At 70.2% G+C, this 23180-nt stretch carries 22 protein-coding genes; 12 read left to right on the top strand and 10 right to left on the bottom strand.

The genetic code is table 11. The features are described from left to right. From recC to recD, 3 genes are all read left to right on the top strand, one after another. The coding region (gene recC, locus H5T77_RS21510; RefSeq protein ID WP_292652655.1) for an exodeoxyribonuclease V subunit gamma at positions 1–3353 on the top strand (3353 nt) is incomplete at its 5' end. Positions 3354–3355: 2 nt separating this feature from the next. Continuing rightward, the gene (locus H5T77_RS21505) at positions 3356–6709 is read left to right on the top strand and encodes a UvrD-helicase domain-containing protein (RefSeq protein WP_292652657.1); all 3354 of its coding nucleotides are present in this window, start codon (positions 3356–3358) and stop codon (positions 6707–6709) included. Beyond that, positions 6706–8463, top strand: a complete 1758-nt coding sequence (gene recD, locus H5T77_RS21500) for an exodeoxyribonuclease V subunit alpha (protein WP_292652654.1) — start codon at positions 6706–6708, stop codon at positions 8461–8463. The genes H5T77_RS21505 and recD overlap by 4 nt, the downstream gene beginning before the upstream one ends. An 8-nt stretch (positions 8464–8471) precedes the next feature. On the opposite strand, the gene H5T77_RS21495 is transcribed toward recD, so the two are convergent. The 3 genes from H5T77_RS21495 to H5T77_RS21485 are packed head-to-tail and all read right to left on the bottom strand — an operon-like array spanning position 8472 to position 10193. Then, positions 8472–9053, bottom strand: a complete 582-nt coding sequence (locus H5T77_RS21495; RefSeq protein ID WP_292652653.1) for a DinB family protein — start codon at positions 9051–9053, stop codon at positions 8472–8474. Positions 9054–9060: 7 nt separating this feature from the next. Continuing rightward, positions 9061–9672: an ACT domain-containing protein gene (locus H5T77_RS21490; RefSeq protein ID WP_292652652.1), complete on the bottom strand. Its 612-nt coding sequence runs from the start codon at positions 9670–9672 to the stop codon at positions 9061–9063. 59 nt (positions 9673–9731) lie between these two features. Further along, positions 9732–10193: a nitroreductase family deazaflavin-dependent oxidoreductase gene (locus H5T77_RS21485; RefSeq protein ID WP_292652651.1), complete on the bottom strand. Its 462-nt coding sequence runs from the start codon at positions 10191–10193 to the stop codon at positions 9732–9734. Between the two features lie 56 nt (positions 10194–10249). Here H5T77_RS21485 and H5T77_RS21480 point away from each other — a divergent pair, with 56 nt between their 5' ends. Beyond that, entirely contained in the window at positions 10250–11218 is a 969-nt protein-coding gene (locus H5T77_RS21480) for a 1,4-dihydroxy-2-naphthoyl-CoA synthase (RefSeq protein ID WP_179660120.1), read from the top strand. Positions 11219–11225: 7 nt separating this feature from the next. Here the strand turns inward: H5T77_RS21480 and H5T77_RS21475 are convergent, their stop codons facing one another. Both H5T77_RS21475 and H5T77_RS21470 read right to left on the bottom strand, forming a co-directional pair. Beyond that, the gene (locus H5T77_RS21475) at positions 11226–11444 is read right to left on the bottom strand and encodes an amphi-Trp domain-containing protein (protein WP_292652650.1); all 219 of its coding nucleotides are present in this window, start codon (positions 11442–11444) and stop codon (positions 11226–11228) included. 74 nt (positions 11445–11518) lie between these two features. After that, on the bottom strand, positions 11519–12244 hold the full coding sequence (locus H5T77_RS21470; protein WP_292652649.1) for a PaaX domain-containing protein, C- domain protein: 726 nt from the start codon (positions 12242–12244) through the stop codon (positions 11519–11521). A 97-nt stretch (positions 12245–12341) separates the two neighbouring features. Between H5T77_RS21470 and H5T77_RS21465 the strand changes: the two genes are divergently transcribed. After that, the gene (locus H5T77_RS21465) at positions 12342–13985 is read left to right on the top strand and encodes an acyl-CoA dehydrogenase family protein (RefSeq protein WP_366816660.1); all 1644 of its coding nucleotides are present in this window, start codon (positions 12342–12344) and stop codon (positions 13983–13985) included. Between the two features lie 117 nt (positions 13986–14102). Here H5T77_RS21465 and H5T77_RS21460 read toward each other — a convergent pair whose 3' ends face one another. Further along, the gene (locus H5T77_RS21460; protein WP_292652648.1) at positions 14103–14594 is read right to left on the bottom strand and encodes a winged helix-turn-helix transcriptional regulator; all 492 of its coding nucleotides are present in this window, start codon (positions 14592–14594) and stop codon (positions 14103–14105) included. Positions 14595–14668: 74 nt separating this feature from the next. Between H5T77_RS21460 and H5T77_RS21455 the strand changes: the two genes are divergently transcribed. Genes H5T77_RS21455 through H5T77_RS21445 form a run of 3 tightly spaced genes read left to right on the top strand, consistent with a single transcriptional unit; the run spans position 14669 to position 17055 of the window. Further along, complete coding sequence (locus tag H5T77_RS21455) at positions 14669–15169, top strand: SRPBCC family protein (RefSeq protein ID WP_292652647.1); 501 nt, start codon at positions 14669–14671, stop codon at positions 15167–15169. Positions 15170–15196: 27 nt separating this feature from the next. Further along, positions 15197–16396 carry a sensor histidine kinase gene (locus H5T77_RS21450; protein WP_292652646.1) on the top strand — a complete coding sequence of 400 codons (1200 nt, stop codon included), beginning with the start codon at positions 15197–15199 and terminating at the stop codon, positions 16394–16396. After that, positions 16393–17055 carry a response regulator gene (locus H5T77_RS21445; protein ID WP_292652645.1) on the top strand — a complete coding sequence of 221 codons (663 nt, stop codon included), beginning with the start codon at positions 16393–16395 and terminating at the stop codon, positions 17053–17055. Before H5T77_RS21450 ends, H5T77_RS21445 begins: the two co-directional genes overlap by 4 nt. Positions 17056–17093: 38 nt before the next feature. Here H5T77_RS21445 and H5T77_RS21440 read toward each other — a convergent pair whose 3' ends face one another. The 3 genes from H5T77_RS21440 to H5T77_RS21430 all read right to left on the bottom strand — a co-directional run bounded on the left by H5T77_RS21440 (position 17094) and on the right by H5T77_RS21430 (position 19220). Then, positions 17094–17492, bottom strand: coding sequence for a hypothetical protein (locus tag H5T77_RS21440; protein WP_292652644.1), 399 nt, complete (start codon positions 17490–17492; stop codon positions 17094–17096). After that, complete coding sequence (locus H5T77_RS21435; RefSeq protein ID WP_292652643.1) at positions 17489–18868, bottom strand: DUF4331 domain-containing protein; 1380 nt, start codon at positions 18866–18868, stop codon at positions 17489–17491. The genes H5T77_RS21440 and H5T77_RS21435 overlap by 4 nt, the downstream gene beginning before the upstream one ends. Before the next feature lie 76 nt (positions 18869–18944). Beyond that, positions 18945–19220, bottom strand: coding sequence for a twin-arginine translocation signal domain-containing protein (locus tag H5T77_RS21430; RefSeq protein WP_292652642.1), 276 nt, complete (start codon positions 19218–19220; stop codon positions 18945–18947). Between the two features lie 280 nt (positions 19221–19500). Between H5T77_RS21430 and H5T77_RS21425 the strand changes: the two genes are divergently transcribed. Genes H5T77_RS21425 through H5T77_RS21410 form a run of 4 tightly spaced genes read left to right on the top strand, consistent with a single transcriptional unit; the run spans position 19501 to position 22959 of the window. Beyond that, a complete protein-coding gene (locus H5T77_RS21425) occupies positions 19501–20322 on the top strand; it encodes an alpha/beta hydrolase (RefSeq protein WP_292652641.1) in 822 nt (273 codons plus the stop codon). Next, positions 20319–21059, top strand: coding sequence for an ABC transporter ATP-binding protein (locus H5T77_RS21420; RefSeq protein WP_292652640.1), 741 nt, complete (start codon positions 20319–20321; stop codon positions 21057–21059). Before H5T77_RS21425 ends, H5T77_RS21420 begins: the two co-directional genes overlap by 4 nt. After that, positions 21059–21892 carry an ABC transporter permease gene (locus tag H5T77_RS21415; RefSeq protein ID WP_292652639.1) on the top strand — a complete coding sequence of 278 codons (834 nt, stop codon included), beginning with the start codon at positions 21059–21061 and terminating at the stop codon, positions 21890–21892. Before H5T77_RS21420 ends, H5T77_RS21415 begins: the two co-directional genes overlap by 1 nt. Positions 21893–21897: 5 nt before the next feature. Continuing rightward, the gene (locus tag H5T77_RS21410; protein ID WP_366816659.1) at positions 21898–22959 is read left to right on the top strand and encodes a fatty acid desaturase family protein; all 1062 of its coding nucleotides are present in this window, start codon (positions 21898–21900) and stop codon (positions 22957–22959) included. Here the strand turns inward: H5T77_RS21410 and H5T77_RS21405 are convergent. Next, a partial coding sequence (locus tag H5T77_RS21405) for a hypothetical protein (RefSeq protein ID WP_292652637.1) occupies positions 22943–23180 on the bottom strand: 238 nt, incomplete at its 5' end. The genes H5T77_RS21410 and H5T77_RS21405 overlap by 17 nt on opposite strands.

The raw sequence follows: 23180 nt of genomic DNA, 5'->3' as shown, positions 1-23180 counted from the left end.
CGCGGACCGATCTGCTCGCTGACTCGCTCGGCGAGCTCTTGTCGGTGCCGTCGGGGGATCCGTTCGCGACCGAGGTCGTGGTGGTGCCGGCGCGGGGGGTGGAGCGGTGGTTGTCGCAGCGGCTCTCGCATCGGCTGGGGGCCGCGGCAGGGCGTACGGACGGGATCTGTGCCGGGGTCGACTTCCGGTCTCCGTGGTCGCTGTTCGCAGAGGTCGTCGGCACGGGGGATGAGGATCCCTGGGCGCCGGAGTCGCTGACGTGGCCGGTGCTGGCGGCGATCGACGCGTCGCTGGACGAGCCCTGGGCCAGGTCGCTCGCGGTGCATCTGGGCCACGGGGACACGACAGAGGAAGGCGTACGTCGGCGGGGGCGGCGGCTGGCGCTGGCTCGGCGGCTGGCGCGGCTGTTCGCTGCGTACGCGGACCAGCGGCCGGCGGTGGTCGCCGACTGGAGTGCGGAGCGGGACACGGACGGGCTCGGGGCCGAGGTCGCCGAGGATCTGGCGTGGCAGCCGCCGTTGTGGCGGGCCGTCGCGGAGCTGGTCGGCGGGCCGACGCCGGTGGAGCGGCAGGCGCAGACGGTCGCGCGGCTGAAGCAGGCGCCGGGGGATTTCGAGCTTCCGGAGCGGGTCTCGCTGTTCGGGCACACTCGGCTCTCGGTGACGGACATCGAGCTCGTCGCGGCGCTGGGGGAGCACCGGGAGGTGCATCTGTGGTTGCCGCATCCCTCCGAGGCGCTGTGGGCGGCGCTCGCGGGACAGGACGGGACGGTCGCCAGGACAGCGGATCGGTCGCACGATGTGGTCGGGCATCCGCTGCTGGCCACGCTGGGGCGGGATACGCGGGAGCTGCAGCGATCGCTGAACGAGATCTCCGTTGATGCGGTTTCCCAGATTGGTCTCGACAAGCTCGACCACCGGAGGTCCAGTCTGCTGGGGTGGTTGCAGGACGATATCCGGAGCAACACGGTCGGGGAAGCCGCGCAGCGGGTGCTCGAGCCCGCCGACCGCTCGATCCAGGTGCACGCCTGCCACGGCGGCGAGCGGCAGGTGGAGGTGCTCCGGGAGGTGCTCCTGGGGCTGCTCGAGGACGACCCGACGCTGGAGCCGCGGGACGTGCTCGTGATGTGCCCCGACATCGAGACCTTCGCGCCGCTGATCGAGGCCGGGTTCGGGCTCGGCGAGATGACCGGCGAGACCGGACATCCCGGCCACAGGCTGCGGGTCAAGCTGGCGGACCGGTCGTTGACGCGTACGAACCCGCTCCTGGAGGTGGCCACCAGGCTGCTCGACCTGGCCGGCGGCCGGGCGGGGGTGAGCGACGTACTCGATCTCGCTCATCTCGATCCGGTGCGGCGCCGGTTCGGGCTCAACGACGACGCCCTGGAGCAGCTCGAGGACTGGGCCAAGGATGCCGGGATCAGATGGGGCTTCGACGCGGAGCACCGCGAGCCCTTCGGGCTGGAGACGTACGTCGCCAACACCTGGCGCTTCGGGATGGACCGGATCCTCACCGGGGTGGCGATGTCCGAGGACTCCGCGACCTGGCTCGACACGACGCTGCCGCTCGACGACGTGGGGAGCGGGTCGGTCGAGCTGGCCGGGAAGTTCGCCGAGCTCGTCGATCGGCTGCAGGACGTGACCGACGAGCTGGCGGGGGTGCATCCGCTGGCGCACTGGCTGAAGGTCATCGAGGAGGGCGTCGCCGCGCTGACGTCGGTCTCGGCCAACGACGAGTGGCAGTCGGGCCAGGTGACCAGAGAGCTGTCCCGGGTGCGCGACGCCGCCGCAGGCCAGAAGGTCGAAGAGCTGCGACTGCCCGATGTGCGGGCGCTGCTGGGCGCGCGGCTGGCCGGACGTGCGACGCGCGCCAACTTCCGCACCGGCACGCTGACCGTCTCCACGCTGGTGCCGATGCGGTCGGTGCCCCACCGGGTGGTGTGCCTGCTCGGCATCGACGACGGGGTGTTCCCGAGGGTCGGGATCACCGACGGCGACGACCTGCTGGCGCGTGACCCGCAGACCGGGGAGCGCGACCCGCGCAGCGAGGACCGGCAACTGTTCCTCGACGCGCTGCTGGCAGCGACCGAGACGCTGGTGGTGACCTATACGGGCGCCAACGAGTACTCCGGCCAGCCGCGGCCGCCCGCCGTCCCTCTCGGAGAGCTGCTGGACACGCTGGACGCGACCGCTGTCACCGCAGATGGGAAGCCGGTCTCGGAGGCGGTGACGACCAGGCACCCGCTGCAGCCGTTCGACCAACGCAACCTCACCCCCGGGGCGCTGGTGACGGGTCACTCCTTCTCCTTCGACAAGGCCGCCGCGGCCGGCGCCAACGCCGCGCTCTCCGACCGCGTCGAGCCGCCCGAGCTCCTGCCCGCCCCGCTGGCGCCGCAGCAGACCGGGGACGTGACGCTGGAGGAGCTGCTGGGCTTCTACCGCGGGCCGGTGCGCGCGTTCTTCCGCGACCGCCTGGAGCTCGCGCTCCCGCGTGACGACGACCCGCTCTCCGACGCGCTGCCGGTCGAGCTCGACGGGCTGGGGCAGTGGTCGGTCGGCGACCGGCTGCTCCACGACCTGCTCGCCGGGATGTCGGAGGAGCAGGCGACCCAGCAGGAGTGGCGCCGCGGCGTACTTCCGCCGAAGTGGCTCGGCTGGCGCATCCTCACCGACGTGATCACCAAGGCGAAGCCGATCGCAGCCGAGGCGCTCCGGGTGCGCCACGCCGGCATCTCCACCGGGCAGGCGCGGGCCGTCGACGTCGAGGTCGACCTCGGCGACGGACGACGGCTGACCGGCACCGTCCCCCAGGTCTTCGGCGACCGGCTCGCCCCGGTGACGTACTCCCGCCTGGGCGCCAGGCAGCGGATCGAGTCGTGGGTGCAGCTGGTCGCGTTGGCCGCCGCCGACGAGGACCGGCCCTGGAGCGCCTGGACGCTGGGGCGACCGGCGAACTCCAGGTCGCGTACGCCGTTCGGGCTCTCCCAGCTCGGCCCGCTCGACCACACCGCGATCAACGTGCTCCGTGACCTGGTGCGACTGCGAGACCGGGGGCTTACCGCACCGCTGCCGTTGCCGCTGAAGACCTCGTTCGCCTACGCGCGCCAGCGACGGACCCAGGCCGGCATCGACGACGCGCTCTACAAGGCCGGCTGGGAGTGGAACGACAGCCGGTACGAGGGTGAGGAGTCCGACGTGGAGCAGGTGCGAGCCTGGGGTGCGAAGTCCGCGATCCCCGGGCTGGGCGATCCTCCGGAGCCCGGCGAGGAGTTCGACGGAGAGCCGTCCCGTTTCGGCGCGCTCTCGATGCGGGTCTGGTCGCCGTTGCTCAAGGCCGAGCAGGGGAGCTGGTGACGATGCAGTTCACTCCCTTCGACCTGACCGGACCGCTGCCCACCGGCACGATGCTGATCGAGGCATCGGCCGGCACCGGGAAGACCTTCACCATCGGCGCCCTGGTCACCCGCTACGTGATCGAGGGGAAGGCGAGGCTCGACGAGATCCTGGCGATCACCTTCGGCCGCGCGGCCTCCCAGGAGCTCCGCGACCGGGTGCGTGCCCACCTCGTCGAGGCGGAGCGAGCCTTCGCGGAGACCGTCCGCGGGCGGCGGCCGACCCCGCTCGACGCCCACCTCGAGCTGCTCCTGGACGTCTCCGAGGACGAGATCCGGGTACGCCACGAGCGGGTGCGTGACGCCCTCGCCTCGTTCGACGGGGCGACGATCGCGACGACGCACCAGTTCTGTCAGCTCGTGCTGCGCTCGCTGGGCGTGGCCGGTGACACCGACGCCGGCGCCGAGCTGGTCGAGTCGCTCGACGAGCTGGTCGTCGAGGTCGTCGACGACCTCTATCTGAAGTGGTTCGGCGAGACGCGGGAGCGGCCACCGTTCGACCGCGACGACGCGCTGGGCCTGGCGCGCACCGCGGTCGAGGACCCGCAGTCGGTCCTGGCCCCGGCGCCGGCCGAGGACCCGGTTGCGGGCGCACGGGTGCGGTTCGCCGAAGAGGTTCGGGCGGAGGTCGACCGGCGCAAGCAGATGCGCGGTGTCATGTCCTACGACGACCTGCTCTCCCGGCTCGCGGTCGCCTTGGAGGACCCAGCGGCTCCGGCACGGTCACGGATGCGCCAGCGGTGGCGGATCGTGCTGGTCGACGAGTTCCAGGACACCGACCCCGTGCAGTGGCAGGTGCTGTCGCGGGCCTTTGAGGGCCACGCCACCCTGGTGCTCATCGGTGACCCGAAGCAGGCGATCTACGCCTTCCGCGGCGGTGACGTCTTCACCTACCTGACCGCCGCCCGGGCCGCCGAGAAGCAGGCGACGCTCGACACCAACTGGCGCAGCGACGCCCCGCTGGTCGAACGGCTCCAGGTGGTCCTGCGCGGCGCGGCTTTGGGGTCGTCGGAGATCGTCGTTCACGACGTGAAGGCCCATCACGACGACTCCAGGCTGGTCGGGGCCCCGCACCCGTCACCGTTCCGGATCCGCCGGGTCGGCCGCAGCGGCTTCAAGCTCACCCGTGGAAAGATGATCACCGCCGGCGACGCGCGCGCCCACATCGCCCGTGATCTCGCCGGCGACATCGCCGGACTGCTCGGCTCCGGGGCGACCTGGTGCGACGCTCCGGTGCAGGCCGGCGACATCGCGGTCATCGTCAGGGTTCGTTCACACGGGCTGCTGGTGCAACGGGTGCTGCAGGAGCACGGCATCGCGGCGGTGATGGCCGGCGGCGGTGACGTCTTCCTGACGCCCGCCGGCGAGGACTGGCTCGCCCTCCTGCAGGCGCTCGACTCGCCGCACCGGACGCCGCTGGTGCGGGCGGCCGGCCTGAGCGTCTTCTTCGGCTACACCGCCACCGAGCTCGACGCGGGCGGGGAGGCGCTGACCTCCCGCATCGCCGACACGCTGCGCGGCTGGGCGCTGCTGCTGCGTGGCCGGGGCGTTGCGGCCCTGATCGAGGCGGCGGAGGAGCGCGGGCTCACCGCGCGCGTGCTGGGGCGCACCGACGGGGAGCGGTTGCTCACCGACGTACGTCACCTGGGGCAGTTGCTCCACGACATCGCGGTGCGCGACTCGTTCGGGCTGCCGGCGCTGCTGACCTGGTTCCGCGACGAGCGGCGGCGCTCGGCCGCGACCGAGCGGCCGCGGCGGCTGGACTCCGACGCGGCCGCGGTGCAGATCGTGACGGTGCACGGGTCCAAGGGCCTGCAGTACCCGATCGTTTATCTGCCCTTCGCCTACGACTACTTCGTGCGCGACCCCGACGTCGCTCGGTTCCACGACGAATCCGGGCAGCGGACCATCGACGTCACCCGGACCGGCGTGCAGTGGCCGCAGAACCTGGCCCGGCACCAGGGCGAGGAGATCGGCGAGGAGCTGCGCGATCTCTACGTGGCGCTGACCCGAGCGCAGTCGCAGGTCGTCGCGTGGTGGGCGCCCACGGCCAACACTTCCACCGGCGGTCTCCACCGGCTGCTGTTCGGGCGAGGTCCTGGCCAAGCGGTGGTGCCGGACAGCGTTCCTGTGCCGAGCGACGAGGACGCGGCGACGCTGCTGAGCAATGTCGCGCGCCACGGCGGCCCGGTGGCCGAGGAAGCGGTGCCGGTTGCAGCAGCCCCGCCGGTGCGGGCAGCGTCGCCCGGCCTGCTCGCCGCGCGGGCGTTCACCCGGGATGTGGACGCGGAGTGGCGGCGTACGTCCTACTCCGGGCTCATCCGGGTCGACGAAGGCGTGGTCGCGACCTCGGAGCCGGAGGTGGAGGGCACCGACGACGAGCCCATCGCCGAGGATGGCGACCTCGCGTCATCGGGTTCTGAACGGAGTGGCCCCGAGCTCGTCGAGACCGCTGAGGAGCACCTCTCGCCGATGGCCGAGCTGCCCAAGGGCGCCGGCTTCGGGTCGCTGGTCCACGCGGTCCTCGAGCACACCGACCCGGAGACCCCTGACCTGGCCGAAGAGCTGCTGACGAGGACCCGTGAGCAGCTGCGCTGGTGGCCGGTCCTAGCCTCGGCCGAAGAGCTCGCGACCGCGATGCTGCCGCTCAACCTCACCCCGCTCGGACCCGTCGCCGACGGGCTGACGCTGGCCCAGATCCCGCTGCGCGACCGGCTGCGCGAGCTCGACTTCGAGATCCCGTTGGCGGGCGGGGACACCCGTGGGCCGGGCGCTCCCGACGTACGTCTGCGTGATCTCGCCCCGTTGCTGCGCGCTCACCTTCCGGCCGACGACCCGATGGTGACGTACGCCGACCGGCTAGAGACCCCGCCGCTGGGGGACCAGTCGCTGCGGGGGTATCTGACCGGCTCGGTCGACGTGGTGCTGCGATTGCCGAGTAGGACCGCCTCGGGCTCCGCTTCGGCCAGCGGCCGGTTCGTGGTCGTCGACTACAAGACCAACTTCCTGGGGGTGGAGGCGATGGACTACACCCAGCCGAAGCTGGCCGAGGCGATGCTGCACTCCCACTACCCGCTGCAGGCGCTGCTCTACTCAGCGGTGGTGCACCGCTTCCTGCGCTGGCGCCTGCCCGGATACGACCCCGAGAAGCACCTCGGCGGGGTGCTCTACCTCTACGTACGCGGGATGCTCGGTCCGGAGACCCCCGTCGTCGACGGCATCCCGACCGGCGTCTTCACCTGGCAGCCACCCGCGTCCCTCGCGATCGCGCTGTCCGACCTGCTGGACGGAAAGCTCCCAGATGAGGTGACCGCATGATCGAGCGCTGGGAGTCCCAGGACCCCTTCGACGCACGCCTGGCCCGGTCCGCGACCGGCTTGCTCGCCTCGTTCAACCGCGAGGGTGTGCTGACCGCGGCCGACGTCCACGTCGCGACCCGTGCGACCACGCTCGCGGGTGAGACGCGCGACGAGGTGCGGCTGGCGGTGGCGCTGGCGGTCCGCGCGATCCGGCACGGCTCGGTGTGCGTCGACCTGGCCGCGCTGCGGGAGACCGAGGAGACGCTGCCGTGGCCGGCTGCCGCCGGCTGGCTGGAGGCCGTCGCTGACAGCCCCCTGGCGGCGCAGTCCCTGGTGCAGGTCGAGGACGGCCTGCTCTACCTCGACCGCTATCACCGCGAGGAAGGACAGGTACGCGACGACCTGCTCGCCCGCCTGGCCTCGCCCCGGCCGGTGGCCGACGAGGCCCTGCTGGAGGCGACCGCGGCCCGACTCTTCCCGGGCGAGGGGTACGCCGAGCAGCGTGCCTCCGCGCTCGCCGCCGCCCGGCAGTCCACGACGGTCCTCACCGGCGGTCCCGGCACCGGCAAGACGACGACCGTGGCGGGCCTGCTGGCGCTGCTCACCGAGCAGTCCTCGACACCGTTGCGGGTCGCGCTGACCGCGCCGACCGGCAAGGCGGCCGCGCGGCTGCAGGAGGCGGTCGAGAGTGCCCAGCTGGCGCCGCAGTTCACCGCGGCCGACCGCGCTCGCCTCTCCGGGCTGACCGCGTCGACGCTTCACCGGCTCCTCGGTTGGCGACCCGGATCGTCGACGAGGTTCAAGCACCACCGCACCAACCGGCTGCCGCACGACGTGATCGTCGTCGACGAGACGAGCATGGTCTCGCTGACGATGATGGCCCGGCTGCTCGAGGCGGTGCGGCCGGAAGCGCGCCTGATCCTCGTCGGTGACCCCGACCAGCTGGCCAGCGTCGAGGCCGGCGCGGTGCTCTCCGACCTCGTCGCCGGGCTCGCCGTGCGCTCGCCTGACGCGGTGGCCGCGCTCCGCACCACCCATCGCTTCGGTGGCGCGATCGGTGCGCTGGCGGCGGCGCTGCGGGACGGCGACGCCGACGCCGCGCTCGAGGTGCTCAACGGGGGCGACCCCGCGGTCGAGCTCGTCGACCCTGCTGACGAGGCCATGATGGCCGCGGTCGAGCGCGACCTGGTCGCGCACGCCGTCGCCCTGCACGAGGCCGCGCTCGTGGGTGATGCGGAGCGCTGCGTACGCATGCTCGACCAGTCGCGTCTGCTCTGCGCCCACCGCGACGGCCCCTGGGGCGTCGCCCACTGGAACCGGCAGATCGAGCGCGGCCTCGCCGAGACCACCGGCGAGGCGCTCGGCATCGGCTGGGGCCACGAGTGGTACCCGGGCCGCCCCGTCCTCGTCACCGCCAACGACTACGGCCTCGGACTCTTCAACGGCGACACCGGCGTCACCTACACCGACGCCGGCGGTGATCTTCGGGTCGCGATCGCTGGCGGCGCGACGTACGCGCCCTCACGTCTCGGCGACATCGAGACCCTGCACGCGATGACCGTCCACAAGTCCCAGGGCAGCCAGGCCAGGTCCGTCACCGTCCTGCTCCCGCCCGACGACTCGCCCCTGCTCACCCGCGAGCTCTTCTACACCGCGGTCACCCGAGCGCAGCAGCGCGTACGCATCGTCGGCACCCCCGACGCTGTCACGGCCGCGATCACCCGTCGGGCCCTGCGCGCCTCCGGTCTCCGGCAGCGGCTGGGCCACGACTGAGCGCAGCCTCAGAAGCGCTCCGCGAGCGCAGTCAGCTTCGCGACGTACGCCGGGAAGTCGACGTCCGGGGGCATGTTGTGGTCGCGCGACATCCAGCCGACGGCACCGTCGATGCCCTCCCGGAGGATGTCGGCCTGGCCGGCGTGCTGCGCGACGTCGCCGTAGGTGTAGGTCGCGATCTCATGCAGCGTGACGGGCGTGTCGCCCCAGTGCTTGACGTGGCCGACCGCGTCGAGCTCGAGAGCGTCGATGGTCGCGTTGGCGTGCGCGATCACCCGGCGGTAGCGGTCGATGATGCCGGCGACGGTCTCGTCCTGGGTCGCGTACCAGTCGGCCTGCGGATCGACCTCGTAGTGGTCCAGGGCGATCAGCTCGTCGGCTTGCGGGAACGGCCGCCCGAAGGTGTCGCCTAGGTAGATCGCCTCGACGTTGAGGCAGTGCTTGACGATGCCGATGAGATTGGTGCCGGTCGGCGTCCGCGGCATCCGGGCCTCACGCTCGGGAAGGTCCTCGACCTTCCCGAGCAGGGCGTTGCGAGCGTTGTCCAGGCGCTGCTTCAGCGTCTCTTTCGGGTCTGCGTCGGCAACCATCGCGGTGTCAGGAGCGGGCGATGGAGGTGGCGAGCGAGGCGAGGTGACCGAGGCGGGCCAGCTCGGAGTCGAGGAAGTCGGGGCCGCCGCGGCGGCCGATGAGGACGATCTCGTTGCCGTCGATGCGGGCACCGGCGAACATGTTCTCGTCCTCGCCCTCGACCTCGATCCGCTCGGGGCGATCGAGCTCGATGAAGGGGACGTTCTCGGGCGAGCCGTCGGTGGACCGGCTGATGCCCTTGACGCGGTGGACGCGGATGGCCCAGTCGGCGCGGAACGTCAGCGGCAGTACGTCGATGAGTCGGTCGAGCGCCTCGTGGGCGTTCTCGGTGAGGTCCTCGACGGCCTCGAGGTCGAGGAAGAGGTTGCCTCCGGCGGCGTAGCGGGAGATCCAGACGACGTGCACGTCTTCGAGCTCGTTGCACGCCGAGACGATGGAGTCCGGCATGGTTCCCGGTTGGGTCTCGAGAAGCACATCGTCGACAGCTCTTCCGTCGACTTTGTTCTTCTCGACGATCTCGATCGCCTCGATGTCGCCACCGGCTTCACCGATGGCGGAGGCGAGGCGACCGAGGGAACCCGGGATGTCGGGCAGCTCGACGCGTAGCAGGAACGGCATGGCCCTAGACCCTAGCGTCGCGAACCGACAGTCGTGGCACTCTCGCGGTTACACGCCGGTCAACTGGCGGGCTGCTCGTCGGCTGGCTCGAGCAGGAAGAGCGGAAAGAGCCGGGACGTGTTGGGCTGATAGTCCCCGTACGTCGGCCACGTCTGCACCGCGTAGGCCCACCACTCCTCGCGCTCCTCGCCGGCGAGCTCGCGAGCGACGTACGCCTTCTTGGTCCCGCCGTCCTGGAGGACCATGTCGGGGTACTTGCGGAAGTTCGCCACCCAGGCAGGGTTCTGGTCGGAGCCGCCCCAGGAGGCGACCGCGAGGTAGCGGCCGTCACGCTCGACCCGCATCAGCGGGGTCTTGCGGATGGCACCGGTCTTGGCGCCGCGGTTGGTGATCAGGATGATCGGCTTGCCGTCGCGTTCGAGGACGTTGGCCTCGGCGCCGCCAGAAGCCTCGAACGCGGCAACCTGCTCGCGCACCCAGTCGGCCGTGCTCGGGATGTATTCACCTTGCAGTTCGGTCATGTCCTCCATAACAGCCGATCGCCGTGGCTATTCCAACCCCGGATAGCCTCAGGCGCATGAGTGCCATCGAGGGAGTCTCCGACACGTTCGACCCGAGCCGCTGGGACGAGGTCCCCGGCTTCGAGGATCTGACCGACCTGACCTACCACCGGGCCAAGGAGCACGGCACCGTACGCATCGCCTTCGACCGCCCCGACGTACTCAACGCCTTCCGCCCGCACACCGTCGACGAGCTGCTCCGCGTGCTCGAGCACGCCCGGATCTCCGCCGACGTCGGCTGCGTCCTGCTCACCGGCAACGGCCCCTCGGTCAAGAACGGCAAGCACTCCTTCTGCACCGGTGGCGACCAGCGCATCCGCGGCAAGGCCGGCTACCAGTACGAGGTCTCGACGAGCTCGACCACCGGCCAGTCCGCGTACGCCGCCGACCGGACGGGCGCGGAGGAACCGACCCCGATCGACAAGGCCAAGATGGCGCGCCTGCACATCCTCGAGTGCCAGCGACTGATCCGTTTCATGCCCAAGGTCGTCGTCTGTGTCGTCCCCGGCTGGACCGCCGGCGGCGGCCACTCCCTCCACGTGGTGTGCGACCTGACCCTGGCGAGCGCCGAGCACGGGCGCTTCAAGCAGACCGACGCCGACGTCGGCTCGTTCGACGGCGGCTACGGGAGTGCCTACCTCGCCCGCCAGGTCGGCCAGAAGTTCGCCCGCGAGATCTTCTTCCTCGCCGAGGAGTACTCGGCCGAGGACGGCGTCCGCATGGGCACCGTCAACCGCGCCGTCCCCCACGCCGAGCTCGAGGACGTCGCGCTCGAGTGGGGCCGCAAGATCAACGGCAAGTCGCCCACGGCCCAGCGGATGCTGAAGTACTCCTTCAACCTCCTCGACGACGGCCTCGTCGGCCAGCAGATGTTCGCCGGCGAGACCACCAGGTTGGCCTACATGACCGACGAGGCCCAGGAGGGTCGCGATCAGTTCCTGGAGAAGCGCGAGCCCGACTGGTCGCCGTACCCCTGGTACTACTGAGCTTCTGTCACCACTTCAACTCGATCTCGAGCTCGCGCTCGTCGTCCCCGATCTCGATCTCCAGCTTGAAGTCGACCTCGTCGGGTACGTGCACCTTGAAGCGCAGCCCGCCTCTTTCGAACTCGACCTCGTTGTTGCTGGCGAGCGCGTCGGCCAGGGCATGCAGGCGAGCCGCCGCTTCCTCGCGACGCAACCTCGCCCGTTCCGTGACTTCCATCAGGTCCATGCTGAACTCCTTGTTCTGACGTTGAGGATGCATGATCTCGGCCGAGCGCGATTCGCGCCAGCCCTCCGAGCCGCTCAGCGCGGCAGCGCGGCGAGCTCGCTCAGCTCGCGCTGATAGGCGCTGTAGGTCTCGCGCAGGTCAACTGCGGGCCAGTCCGAAGGGCGGAGCCCGACGGGAAGGAGCGGGTCGGCGCTGAGGTGTCGCACGATCGCGGCGGCGGTGGCGAGCCGGAGAGCGGGCTCGGGCGTCGTCGACAGGCGCTCGAGCAGACGCTCGCCTTCGCGAGCCCAGCCGGTGAGATCCCACAGCGAGGCGGCGAGTTCTCCGGGGTCCTGCTCCGGGGTGGCCGTGAACGCCTGGAGCACCGGATCGGTGAAACGAGGGCGCTGCAGGTTGGCGGGCCGGGTCCAGACCCCTTCGCGGAGCTCGGCGAGCCTGTGCGCCTTCAGCGCATCGCGCAGGACGGCGCGCTCGGGGCCCGGTCGACCGGTGGTCACGACGACGGCCATCTCCCAGGTGCCGTCCCACGGCTTGTCCGCCGTGTGCACCGCTTCGTCCTGGTGCGCCTGCCGCTGGATCAGCCGCTCGCCGAGCCGGTAGCCGGCGTCGGTCCGGCGCAGGTCGCCGTCGCCGACGGCGCGGGTGACGGCGACGCGTACGGTCGCCGGCGCGATGCCGAAGAGCTGGCCCGCGCGAGTGAGATCGGCCGGAGTCAGTGGGCTCGGGTGGGCGCCGAGCATCAGGCTCAGGATCGCCGATCGGGCGGAGAGCGGAGCCAGTTCGTCGCGCGCGGTAGCCACCCGCCCATCTTCGCATGCAACATCTATGGACACGACTGTTGTCATATCCGTAACATCGAGAAGGATCGATGACCCGCAGCTGACAAGAGGTAGCGCCATGACCGGCATGCACGAGGCCCACTCCACCCACGTGGTCAGCAACCAGGTCCCGCCATTGGTGGGCCACAACACGGCCGGTGACCCGGTCCTGCGCGAGGGCGTCGAGCGCGAGGGCGCGGCGTGGGCGCTTCCGGAGATCGACAAGGTGGGCCGCCTCGCCGGGACCGCCGAGGCGCAGGACTGGGGCCGGCTCGCCGAGCGGGTGCCGCCGCGTCTGCACACCCATGATCGCTACGGACATCGCGTCGACGAGATCGAGTACGTCCCGGCGTACCACCAGCTGATGACCACCGCGGTGGAGAATGGCCTGCATGCTGCTCCCTGGGCCGACGACCGGCCCGGTGCCCACGTCGCGCGGGCGGCGAAGTTCTTCGCCTGGAACGTCGACGCCGGCCACGGCTGCCCGATCTCGATGACCTACGCGGTGGTCCCGGCGCTGCGGGCCAGTCCCGAGCTCGCCGCGAGGTTCGAGCCGCTGCTCACCAATCGGGAGTACGACTTCGGCCTGCGGGACCCCGAGACCAAGCGCGGTCTGATCGCCGGGATGTCGATGACCGAGAAGCAGGGCGGATCCGACGTCCGCGCGAACACGACGACCGCGAGCCTGCAGACCGACGGGACGTACGTCCTGCGTGGGCACAAGTGGTTCACCAGCGCGCCGATGAGCGACCTGTTCCTCACCCTCGCCCAGACGTCCGCCGGGATCTCCTGCTTCCTCGTGCCGCGCGTCCTGCCCGGTGGCGAACGCAACGCGATGCGCTTCATGCGGCTGAAGGACAAGCTGGGAAACAGGTCGAACGCCTCCTCCGAGATCGAGTACGACGCGGCGACCGGCTGGCTCGTGGGCGAGGAGGGCCGCGGGGTGCGCACGATCGTCGAGATGGTCAACATGACCCGTCTCGACTGCGTGATCGGCTCCTCGGCCGGCATGCGCACCGCGCTGACCATGGCGGCGCACCACGCCCAGCATCGCTCGGCGTTCGGCAAGCTGCTGGTCGAGCAGCCGGCGATGCGCAACGTACTGGCTGACCTGCAGGTCGAGTCAGAGGCGGCGACGACCGCGATGCTGCGGCTCGCGGGCGCCAACGACGGGGCCATCCGCGGGGACGAGGCCGAGGCCTCTCTGCGCCGGATCGCACTGGCGGTCACGAAGTACTACGTCTGCAAGCGGGCGCCGTACATGGTCAACGAGGCCCTGGAGTGCCTGGGCGGGAACGGCTACATCGAGGACTTCGACGTGGCGCGCATCTATCGCGAGATGCCGCTCCTCTCGATCTGGGAGGGATCGGGCAACGTGGCCGCGCTCGACGCCCTGCGAGCGCTGGCGAGGGAGCCGCACACGCTGGACGCGTTCATGGCCGAGGCGGAGCTCGCCTCCGGCGCCGATGCCCGCTACGACGCCGCGCTGGACCGGTTGAAGAAGGAGTTCGCCTCCTTCGACGACCTCGAGCTCCGGGCGCGACGGATCGTGGAGCAGATGGCCCTGGTCTTCCAGGGCTCCCAGCTCGTCCGGCACGCACCGGCGCCCGTCGCCGACGCGTTCTGCGCCTCGCGTCTCGGCCGGGACTGGGGCGGAGCCTTCGGAACGTTGTCGCCGCGCGGGGATCTCGACGCGATCATCGAGCGAGCGTTCCCCGCCTGATTCGCTTCGTACGGGGCCGGACCTGCGTGAGGATCGGGTGGAGCTGGCGACTATGACGCCGGCGACTATGACAGAGGGTCCGAGCTTGGGAAGCGATTCACAAGGTCGGACCCGCTGTCATAGCGATGGGCGAGGCATGGCCCGTCGGGTCTGCGGGCGCCGGGCGGCGAGGTACTCCGCGGGCATGCCCGGTCCGGGGCGGACCGCCACGTCGTCCGGCGGGATGGCGCCGTGCTGCTCGCAGCGCGCCTCGACCTGGACGGGTTCGCCGCAGTCCGCATGGAGGTAGTCGATCGGGCGGCCGTCAGGGGCGAACCACGTGTCGCCCCACTCGGTGAGCGCGATCAGCGCGGGACGTAGTCCTTGGGCCATGGCCGTCGGTCGGTAGTCCCCGGCGTCGTCGCGCGTCATCAGGCCCGCTTCGACGAGGGAGGCGAGGCGTGTCTTCAGGATGTTCGTGGAGATGCCGAGGTTGTGCTGGAAGTCGCCGTATCGCGTGACGCCGGCGAATATCGCGTCCCGCAGGATCAGCAGGGTCCAGCGCTCGCCGACGATCTCCAGAGATCGGGCGATGGAGCAGATCTGGCCGTCGTACGTCTTTCCGAGCACGGTGAAGACTCTAGCAAGTCGCTTGCATGATGAAAGTCCATGTGACTACGGTGGTGCTTGCATGATGCAAGTGCATGATGCAACTCGCAGCCGACCTCGAGGAGACCGCCATGAGCGACCTGACCGCAACCTTCACCGTCGACGCCACACCGCAGGAGGCGTACGAAGCCATCAACGACGTCCGTTCCTGGTGGGGGCACCACATCGCCGGGCCCACCGACCAGGTCGGTGCCGAGTGGTTCTACCTGGTGCCGGACATCCACTTCTCCAAGCAGCGCGTGAGCGAGCTGGTCCCGGGGGAGCGCGTCGTGTGGGAGTTCACCGACGGCTACCTCGACTTCATCGCCGACAAGACGGAGTGGGTCGGCACGACCGGCCGCTTCGAGATCGCCAGCGAAGGAGGACAGACCCGCGTGACCTTCACCCACGAGGGACTCGGACGCGGCGACGAGTGCTTCGACGTCTGCTACGACGCCTGGACCCACTACATCACCGTCAGTCTGAAGGGCCGGATCGAATCGGGTGAGGGCCTGATCCGGACCGAGGAGGAGAACGTCGCCGCAGTGGGCCGATAGCGCGCATCGCCCTGGTATTACTGAGGCATGCTCTCCACCTGGACAGGGCGAGGCCGTCTCGCGGTCTACATCGCCGCGCTCGTGCTCGGGATTGTGGAGGCAGCGGTCCTGGCCACCGACCCCTACGAAGTCGCGGGCGGGGTCGCTCTGCTGATCGGGTTAACCCACGCCGCCTCGGTTCCGTTGGCGCTCCGGCGTCCGGTGGAGGCGGCCGGCCTCTCCCTGATCGCGGTGACCGTGGCCGCACTGGCGATCGCGAGGGCGAGCGACAACGGATGGCCATGGATGGTGCCGCCACCGACGCTGACACAGCTTCTGGTGCTGGTTGTGCTGACCCTGGTCGCCGGGTGGCGACTGGCGGCGATCACCCTGGCCATCCAGGTCGCAGCCGGAGTGGTCCTGGCCCTGGTCGGGTGGAACTGGAATGACATCGGCGACTCGCTCGTGCAGGTGGCCAACTTCGCCTCCCTCGCGCTGCTCTTCGGCGCTCTCGCCACCGTGGCCAGACGGCTGGCCGAGAGCCGCAGCGCGTTGCGCGAGGAGTACGAGCGCCGCTCGGTCGTCGAGGAGAAGGCGCGCATCGCCCGCGAGCTGCACGACGTGATCGCCCACAACATGTCGCTGATCACCGTCCAGGCCAGATCGGCGCCGCACCGGGTCGACGACGTCAGCCCCGCGGCCGAGGCGGAGTTCGCCGAGATCGCCGACCTTGCGGCCTCGGCGCTGCGGCAGATGCGTGGGGTGCTCGACGTGCTGCGCACGGAGGAGGGTCAGTCGGGCCGGGTCCCGGTGCCGGGCATCGACGGACTGGCCGAGCTCTTCGAGTCTGCCCGCGGAACCGGCCAGCGGGTCGAGGTGCGTGGCGAGCTCCCGGAGCTGACCGATGTGGCTCCCGAGGTCGGCACCGCCGCCTATCGGATCGTGCAGGAGGCACTCAGCAACGCCCGCCGCCACGCCCCCAACGAGCCGGTCAGCGTCGATCTGACGATGGGGGAGGAGGGCCTCGGGATCCGGGTCGCCAACGCTCTTGACGGCACCGCCCCTGCCGCCGACAAAGACACCACCGGCGGGGGGCACGGGCTGATCGGGATGCGCGAGCGTGCCACCGCCGTCGGCGGCCGTATCACCGCAGGCGCGACTGACGAGGACGAGTTCGTCGTCGAGGCGCTGCTCCCGGCACAAACCACGGTGCGCACGCTGCCCAAACGCGGTAGGAAGATCCCGTGACGGTGAAGATCGTGGTCGTCGACGACCAGGAGATGGTGCGGTCCGGCTTCGTGGCGCTGCTCAACAGCAAGTCCGACATCGACGTGGTCGGCACCGCGGCCGACGGCTCCGAAGCGTTGCAGGTGGTGCGGCGTACGAATCCGGACGTGGTGCTGATGGACGTCCGGATGCCGGTGATGGACGGGATCGAGGCGCTCCGGCAGCTGGCGGGCAACCCCGCCACCGCGGCTGTCAAGGTGATCATGCTGACCACGTTCGACGCCGACGAGTACGTCCACGAGTCGCTGCGCCTGGGCGCCAGCGGGTTCCTGCTCAAGGACGCCTCCCCGGACGAGCTCGCGTCCGCGATCCGCGTGGTCCACGCCGGTGAGGCGCTGCTCTCGCCGTCGGTGACCCGGCAGGTGATCGCGCAGTTCGCTCGTACGCCGCGGAGAAGGCGGGCAGACCCGCGGCTCAAGCAGCTCACCGAGCGCGAGCGCGAGGTGCTCGAGAACATCGCCCGCGGCAGCTCCAACAGCGAGATCGCCGCCGAGCTCTTCCTCGCCGAGCAGACCGTGAAGACCCACGTCAGCCGTATCCTCGGCAAGCTCGGTCTGCGCGACCGGGCGCAGGCCGTCGTGTTCGCGTACGAGAGCGGCCTGGTCGTTCCGCACGTCTGACGACCCGGCCCGCAATGGTGCGGGCCGGGCCATGCATGTCAGCGTGGCCAGGTTGCGTAGGTGACCTTCCCTCCGCTGACGTCCACGGTCAGCTGGACCGGACCGTCCGGTCGGACGTACAGCTCGTAGCGCCCCTCGGAAACCTCGTAGAAGACAACCGAGTGGACCGTGTCGCCCTCTGGCGTCGGTCGCGGCACCACCGCGACGTGCGGCAGCCCGTGGTGATGACCGTGATCGAGTTCATCGTTGCTGTGGCCCTTCGCATCCTCCGGCTCAGGCGGGACAGCTCGGCCGGTCGGGCGCAGCTCGATCTCCAGCCCTTCGAGCTCGGCCGGCATCTCGATGACCAGGGCACCGATGTCGCCACCGATGTCCAGCAGGACCGATGACCCCTGCCCGGCATGGGGGTTCTCGAGGAGGTTCGCGTCCTTGCTCATGACGCGGCCGGCACGCCCGGCTTGGACTGGTATCCGCCGGCAGGCGTACCGAGGTACGGGAACACCTTCAGGTAGTCGGAGTTCGTGTTCGACGTGCCGTCGTTGATCGCGCTCGTCGCGTCGTCGGGGGTGAACTTCGGGTCGACGAGCGGGATGGTGAGCCCGGCGACCGCTCGCAGCTCGACAGTGACCACGTCGTCGAAGACCCGGCGGCCGTTGGGGAATCCGGCGGCATCGCCGGCGACGAGGCCGAGCGGATTCGGTGTCTTGGCCGGCGGAACGGCGACGTTCAGTCGGAGCAGGTCGGACTCGACCGGGCCGGTGTAGTTCTGGAACCCCGGCACCACGCCCTCCGGGATCCCGGTCAGCAGGATGGCTGCGAGGTCCGCCCGCGGCTTCTTGTACGCCGCCAGGTTCGGGAACACGTCCGGGTAGAGCGCGGGCAGCAGGCCGGCGAGCTCCGGCTTGGTCACGTACTTGGCGTACTCGCGGTCCTCCGACGGCCGCCGGCTGTTCCACTTGTCCTTCTCCGCCATCGGCACGATGACCTCGTTGAACAGGGGATTGCCCAACCGCGAAACCTGCTTGTGCGGGCCGTGCCACACGGAGATGCCGAGAAGCTCGTCGAAGATCCTGGACTGCTTCCGGCTGGCCGACGCCCAGACACCGATGGTCGCCTTCGGGTCCATCACGTCCTTGGGGACGCGGCCGTTGCGGGTCAGGTCGCTGATCGGGACCTGGAGTGCGATCGTGTGCACGTTCGAGCCCTGCAGACCGTTGACCCCGGCCGCTTCAGCCGACGGGATCAGGTGCGCCATCTGGAACGGCCGCAGCGTAGCGAGGTCGAAGATGCTGCCCAGGTCAGCGAAGAAGCCGTCCGCGCGCTGCCCGGCGAACACCGTGCGCTCGCCATCGAGGTTGTGGACTGCCGCTTTCGCGAGCTTGGCGTAGTCCGGCGTGCTCCGGATGCCTACGTTGACCGGCGGTACGGGGAGGTCACGGGCCAGGGTCCGGGACTTGCCTTTCTCCACTCGGGTGACCGTGTAGTACTGCGGACGGTTCCAGGTCTCGTCCTCGATCGAGGTGATCGGTCCGGTGTTGTAGAGGAAGGTCTTCTTGTTCCGGATCTCGGCCCGGAACCGGAACTGGTAGCTGATTTCGGTCTTACCGTCTCCGCCGTTGGAGATGTGGATCTGGTAGAGCACGTCGTCGCCGAACTCGTAGAAGTTCGGCCCGCCGAACGGGTTCTGGAACGGGATGAAGTTTGCGATGAGGGTGACCGTGTCCGGCTTGTCCGGACTGACGAACGCGTAGACATCGGTGTTGTCGGCGACCGGATCCTTTGAGATCTCCGGTGCTTCGCGGTGGGACGACATGAAGTTCCTCCACTAGAGGTGCTGATCGATGAGATGAGGTACGAAGGGGGCCGCGGTACGCCGGCCCGTGGTCAGGTCAGGCGGTCCGCGCGGATCCGGCCAGACGGGCGGCCAGCTCCCGATCGGTCACCAGGACCTCGCGATCGCCGACCATGATCGCCAGCTGGCCCTGCTTGACGTTCTTCACGTGCACCACGAACGACTCCGCGTTCGCCAGGTCGACCGACTCCAGGCCGGCCGCCGCATCGGCGGACGTCGGGCTGAAGAACTTGGGTACGGCAACCGCACCGACCGCTGCCGCTGTCCCGGCCCCGGCAAACACCAGGAAACCGCGACGTGACTGTTCACTCATGACTGTCCCTTCCTTTCGACAGGCGCTGCCACCGAACGGCCAGCCGCGGCCGGGTCTGATGGTGGTGATCTGGATCACAAAGTCGCGCCACGGCGTGGTTCGTCGTCGAGGGCGAGACGGATTTGACGAGATGCGACTTTTATTTCAGTGCGGTCCATCCAAGCGCCGAGTCGAGTCGCATCGGGTCTGGTCCAGGGGCATCCCGGACTACCCCGGTAGGGGGTCGAATGGCTCCCGGGAGTGACGCGTAGCGGTGAACCCGCTTCCTAACGTCACAGCCATGACAGTGACGCCGCTCAGATACGGCCTCGACGAGGCCGACGGAACCATCGGACCCCGGCTGCTCGCCTGCGACCCTCCCGGCGGAGCGCGGGTCGTGGAGGTCTTCGGGGACGTCGTGAACGCCGATCACATCGCGGTCGTCGTGCCCGGCAACGGCCACCACCTCGGCAACTACTTCACCAGCCAGGAGGCTCACAGCCCCCGCAGCCGCGGGCAGCTGCTGCTTCGTACGATGCAGGAGCTCGCTCCCGAGAGCCGGTCGGCCGTCGTGGTCTGGGTCGGCTACCACGCGCCGCCGGAGTGGTACAACGCGATCACCAACGACGCCGCGTATGCCGGCGCGAACGACCTGGCCGCGCTCACCCACTACCTGCCCCGCGATGCCCACCTCACCCTGATCGGCCACAGCTACGGCTCCACGGTCGTCGGGCTCGCCCTCGCCGCGGCCCGCGCCGAGGACTGCGTGGCGCTGGGCAGTCCGGGTATGGGCGTGGTCCACCGCTCCGAGCTCGGCACCGGCACGCGGCTGTGGGCCGGCTACGGCGAGACCGACCGGATCCGGCTGATCCCGCAGGTCCGCCTCGGCCGGTTCGGCCTGGGCCGCAACCCGCTGCACCCCGAGCTCGGTGCGACCACGTTCGGCACCGGCGACATCCCCGGCCACTGCGGCTACTACACCGAGGGCAGCGAGTCGCTGCTCAACATCGCCCGGATCGCCCTGGGCCGCTACGACGAGGTGACGACTGCGTCGGTCTCGACACGCCGTCGTCCGTCCCTCGCCACGTCGGCTCGACCGACAGAACTGGAGACAGCAGCATGATCACCGACGAACCCGCCATCTGGACCCAAGGGCTCCGCAAGAGCTACCCCGGCCGCGGCGCCGCCCTGGACGGCATCGACCTCGCCGTCGCCCCCGGCACCATCCACGGGCTGCTTGGCCCCAACGGCGCCGGCAAGACCACCACCGTACGCATCCTGGCCACCCTCGCCCGCCTCGACTCCGGTCAGGCCTGGGTCGCCGGCCGCAACGTCGTCCACGACCGGGCGGGGGTGCGCGCCCGCATCGGTGTGGCCGGACAGTACGCCGCCGTCGACGAGGTCCTGAGCGGACGGCAGAACCTGGAGATGTTCGCCCGCCTCTACCGGATGCGGGCCAAGCAGGCCCGTCAGCGCTCTGGTGAGCTGCTGGAGCGCTTCGGTCTCGTCGAAGCCGCCGACCGCGCGGTCCGCGGCTACTCCGGAGGCATGAGGCGACGGCTCGACCTGGCCGTCAGCCTCATCCGCAGCCCCCGCGTGCTCTTCCTCGACGAGCCGACGACAGGCCTCGACCCGCGCAGCCGGATCGAGGTCTGGGACGCGGTCCGCGAGCTGGCCGACTCCGGCACGACCGTGCTGCTGACCACCCAGTACCTGGAGGAGGCCGACCGGTTGTGTTCACGCATCACGATGGTCGACCGCGGTCGCGTCGTGGCCGAGGGGTCGCCCGCCGAGCTCAAGTCCAGCGTCGGCGGCCGGGACCTCGACGAGGCGTTCCTGCTGCTGACAGAGGGGGCCTGATGAGCACGCTCACCGAAGTCGCCGACACCCACGGATCACGCATCACGTGGGCGGCGGTCGACACCTGGGTCGTGGCCAAGCGCCACCTCCTCCATCTCGTACGCCGCCCCGACGAGCTCCTCGGCACGCTGATGATCCCGGTGATGGCCGTGGCCATGTTCGGGTTCGTCTTCGGTGAGGCATTCGGGGTCGCGATGGACGTGCCGGGGTCGGAGTATCGGGAGTTCTTGCTCCCGGGCCTCTTCGCACTCACCATGGCGTTCGGCATCGGCAACACCACGATCTCGGTCGCTGAAGACGTGCGCGGTGGGGTACTGGACCGTATGCGATCACTTCCCATGTCGCCGGTGGCGGTGCTGGCCGGGCGCGCCCTGGCCGACATGATCCTGGCCGTGGTCGAGCTGTCCATCCTGCTGGCGCTCGGGACCCTGTTCGGCTGGCAGGCCCATCTCGGGCTCGGTGGGGTGATCGCCGCACTCGGGCTCCTGATCCTCCTCCGGATGGCCTTCTCCTGGGTCGGCATCCTGCTCGGCCTGCTGGTCAGCGGACCCGAGGCGGCGATGAAGTACTTCGCGCTCGTCTTCCCGCTCGCCATGGTCGCCGACACGATCGTGCCGACCGACCTGATGCCGGGATGGCTGGCCATCCCCGCCGAGTGGAACCCGCTCTCCTCCACGGTCATCGCCACCCGCGAGCTCTTCGGCAACACGGCCGGCCCCGCCACCACCTGGGTCGGCGAGCACGCCCTGACCATGGCCGTCCTCTGGCCGGTCGCCATCATCGCGGTCTGCCTGCCGCTGGCCATGGCGCGGCTGCGCCGCCTGGGGCGGTGACCGCGATGACCACGCTCCCAACCCAGGCACACCGTCAGGTCAACGCCTACACCGAGCTGATGAGTCGCGTCCGGCAGGAGGGTCTCCTGGAGCGCAAGCCGAGGACGTACGCCCGGCGGGTCGTCCTCCTCGGCACCGGCTTCGCGCTCGCGCTGATCGCCATGCTCGCCCTCGGACAGACCTGGTGGCAGCTGCTGGTCGCGGCCGCCTTCGGGGTCCTGTTCACCCAGACGGCGTTCCTCTCCCACGACGGCGCCCACCGGCAGATCTTCGCCTCGGGCCCGAAGAACGAATGGGCCTCTCGCATCCTCGGCAACCTGGTCGTCGGGCTGAGCTACGGCTGGTGGATGCGCAAGCACACCCGCCACCACGCCAACCCGAACAAGGTCGACGCGGACGAGGACATCCGGCCCTCGGTCCTGCTGTTCACGCCCGAGGACGTCGAGCGGCGTACAGGGTTCAAACGGTGGCTCACCGCCCGCCAGGGATGGCTGTTCTTCCCGCTGCTCACCCTTGAAGGCGTCAACCTTCACGTCGGCGCCGTCCGCACCGTGATCGGCGACCGAGACCTCAAGCATCGCCGTACGGAGGCAGCGTTCCTGGCGGTGCGGCTGATCGGTTGGCCGGTGCTGGTCCTCTCGGTCCTGGGCCTCGGCCTGGGCGCGGCGTTCCTGGGCGTGCAGCTGGCCGTCTTCGGCGTCTACATGGGCGCCAGCTTCGCCCCCAACCACAAGGGGATGCCGCTGGTCCCGCGCGACACCAGGATCGACTTCCTCTCCCGACAGGTCCTGACCTCCCGCAACATCCGCGGCGGGCGCTGGGTCGACTGGCTCATGGGTGGCCTCAACCTGCAGATCGAGCACCACCTCTTCCCCAGCATGCCGAGCAGCACCCTTCGCCGTGCCCAGCCCCTGGTCCGCGCCTACTGTGCCGAGCAGGGCGTCCCCTACACCGAGGCCGGTCTCCTGGAGTCGTACGCCATCGTCGTCCGTCACCTCAACCGCGTGGGCCTCAGCGACCGCGACCCCTTCGCCTGCCCGTTCGTCGTGGTCAACCGGACGGGCTGACCGGGTGGGCCCTACGGGGCCGGTTCGGCGAGCACCGCTGCCGGACCCGCCCGTGATCTGAGTAGTCCGCATCGGCCTCCACGGTGCCGGCGCCACCGAGCTCCGTCTCCCACTCCCGAGTGAGGGACTCGGTCTCGCCGTCCTTCCGGGCCCGCCGGTCGAACGAGACCCGGGTGACGTACCCGTCCTTCGACCAGACCAGCACCCCGTCGACCTCGGCC

This window comes from Nocardioides sp. (genome assembly GCF_014360585.1).
Lineage (GTDB): Bacteria > Actinomycetota > Actinomycetes > Propionibacteriales > Nocardioidaceae > Nocardioides.
The sequence above is the reverse complement of the archived record's forward strand: the minus strand, read 5'-3'. Positions and strand labels throughout refer to the sequence as shown.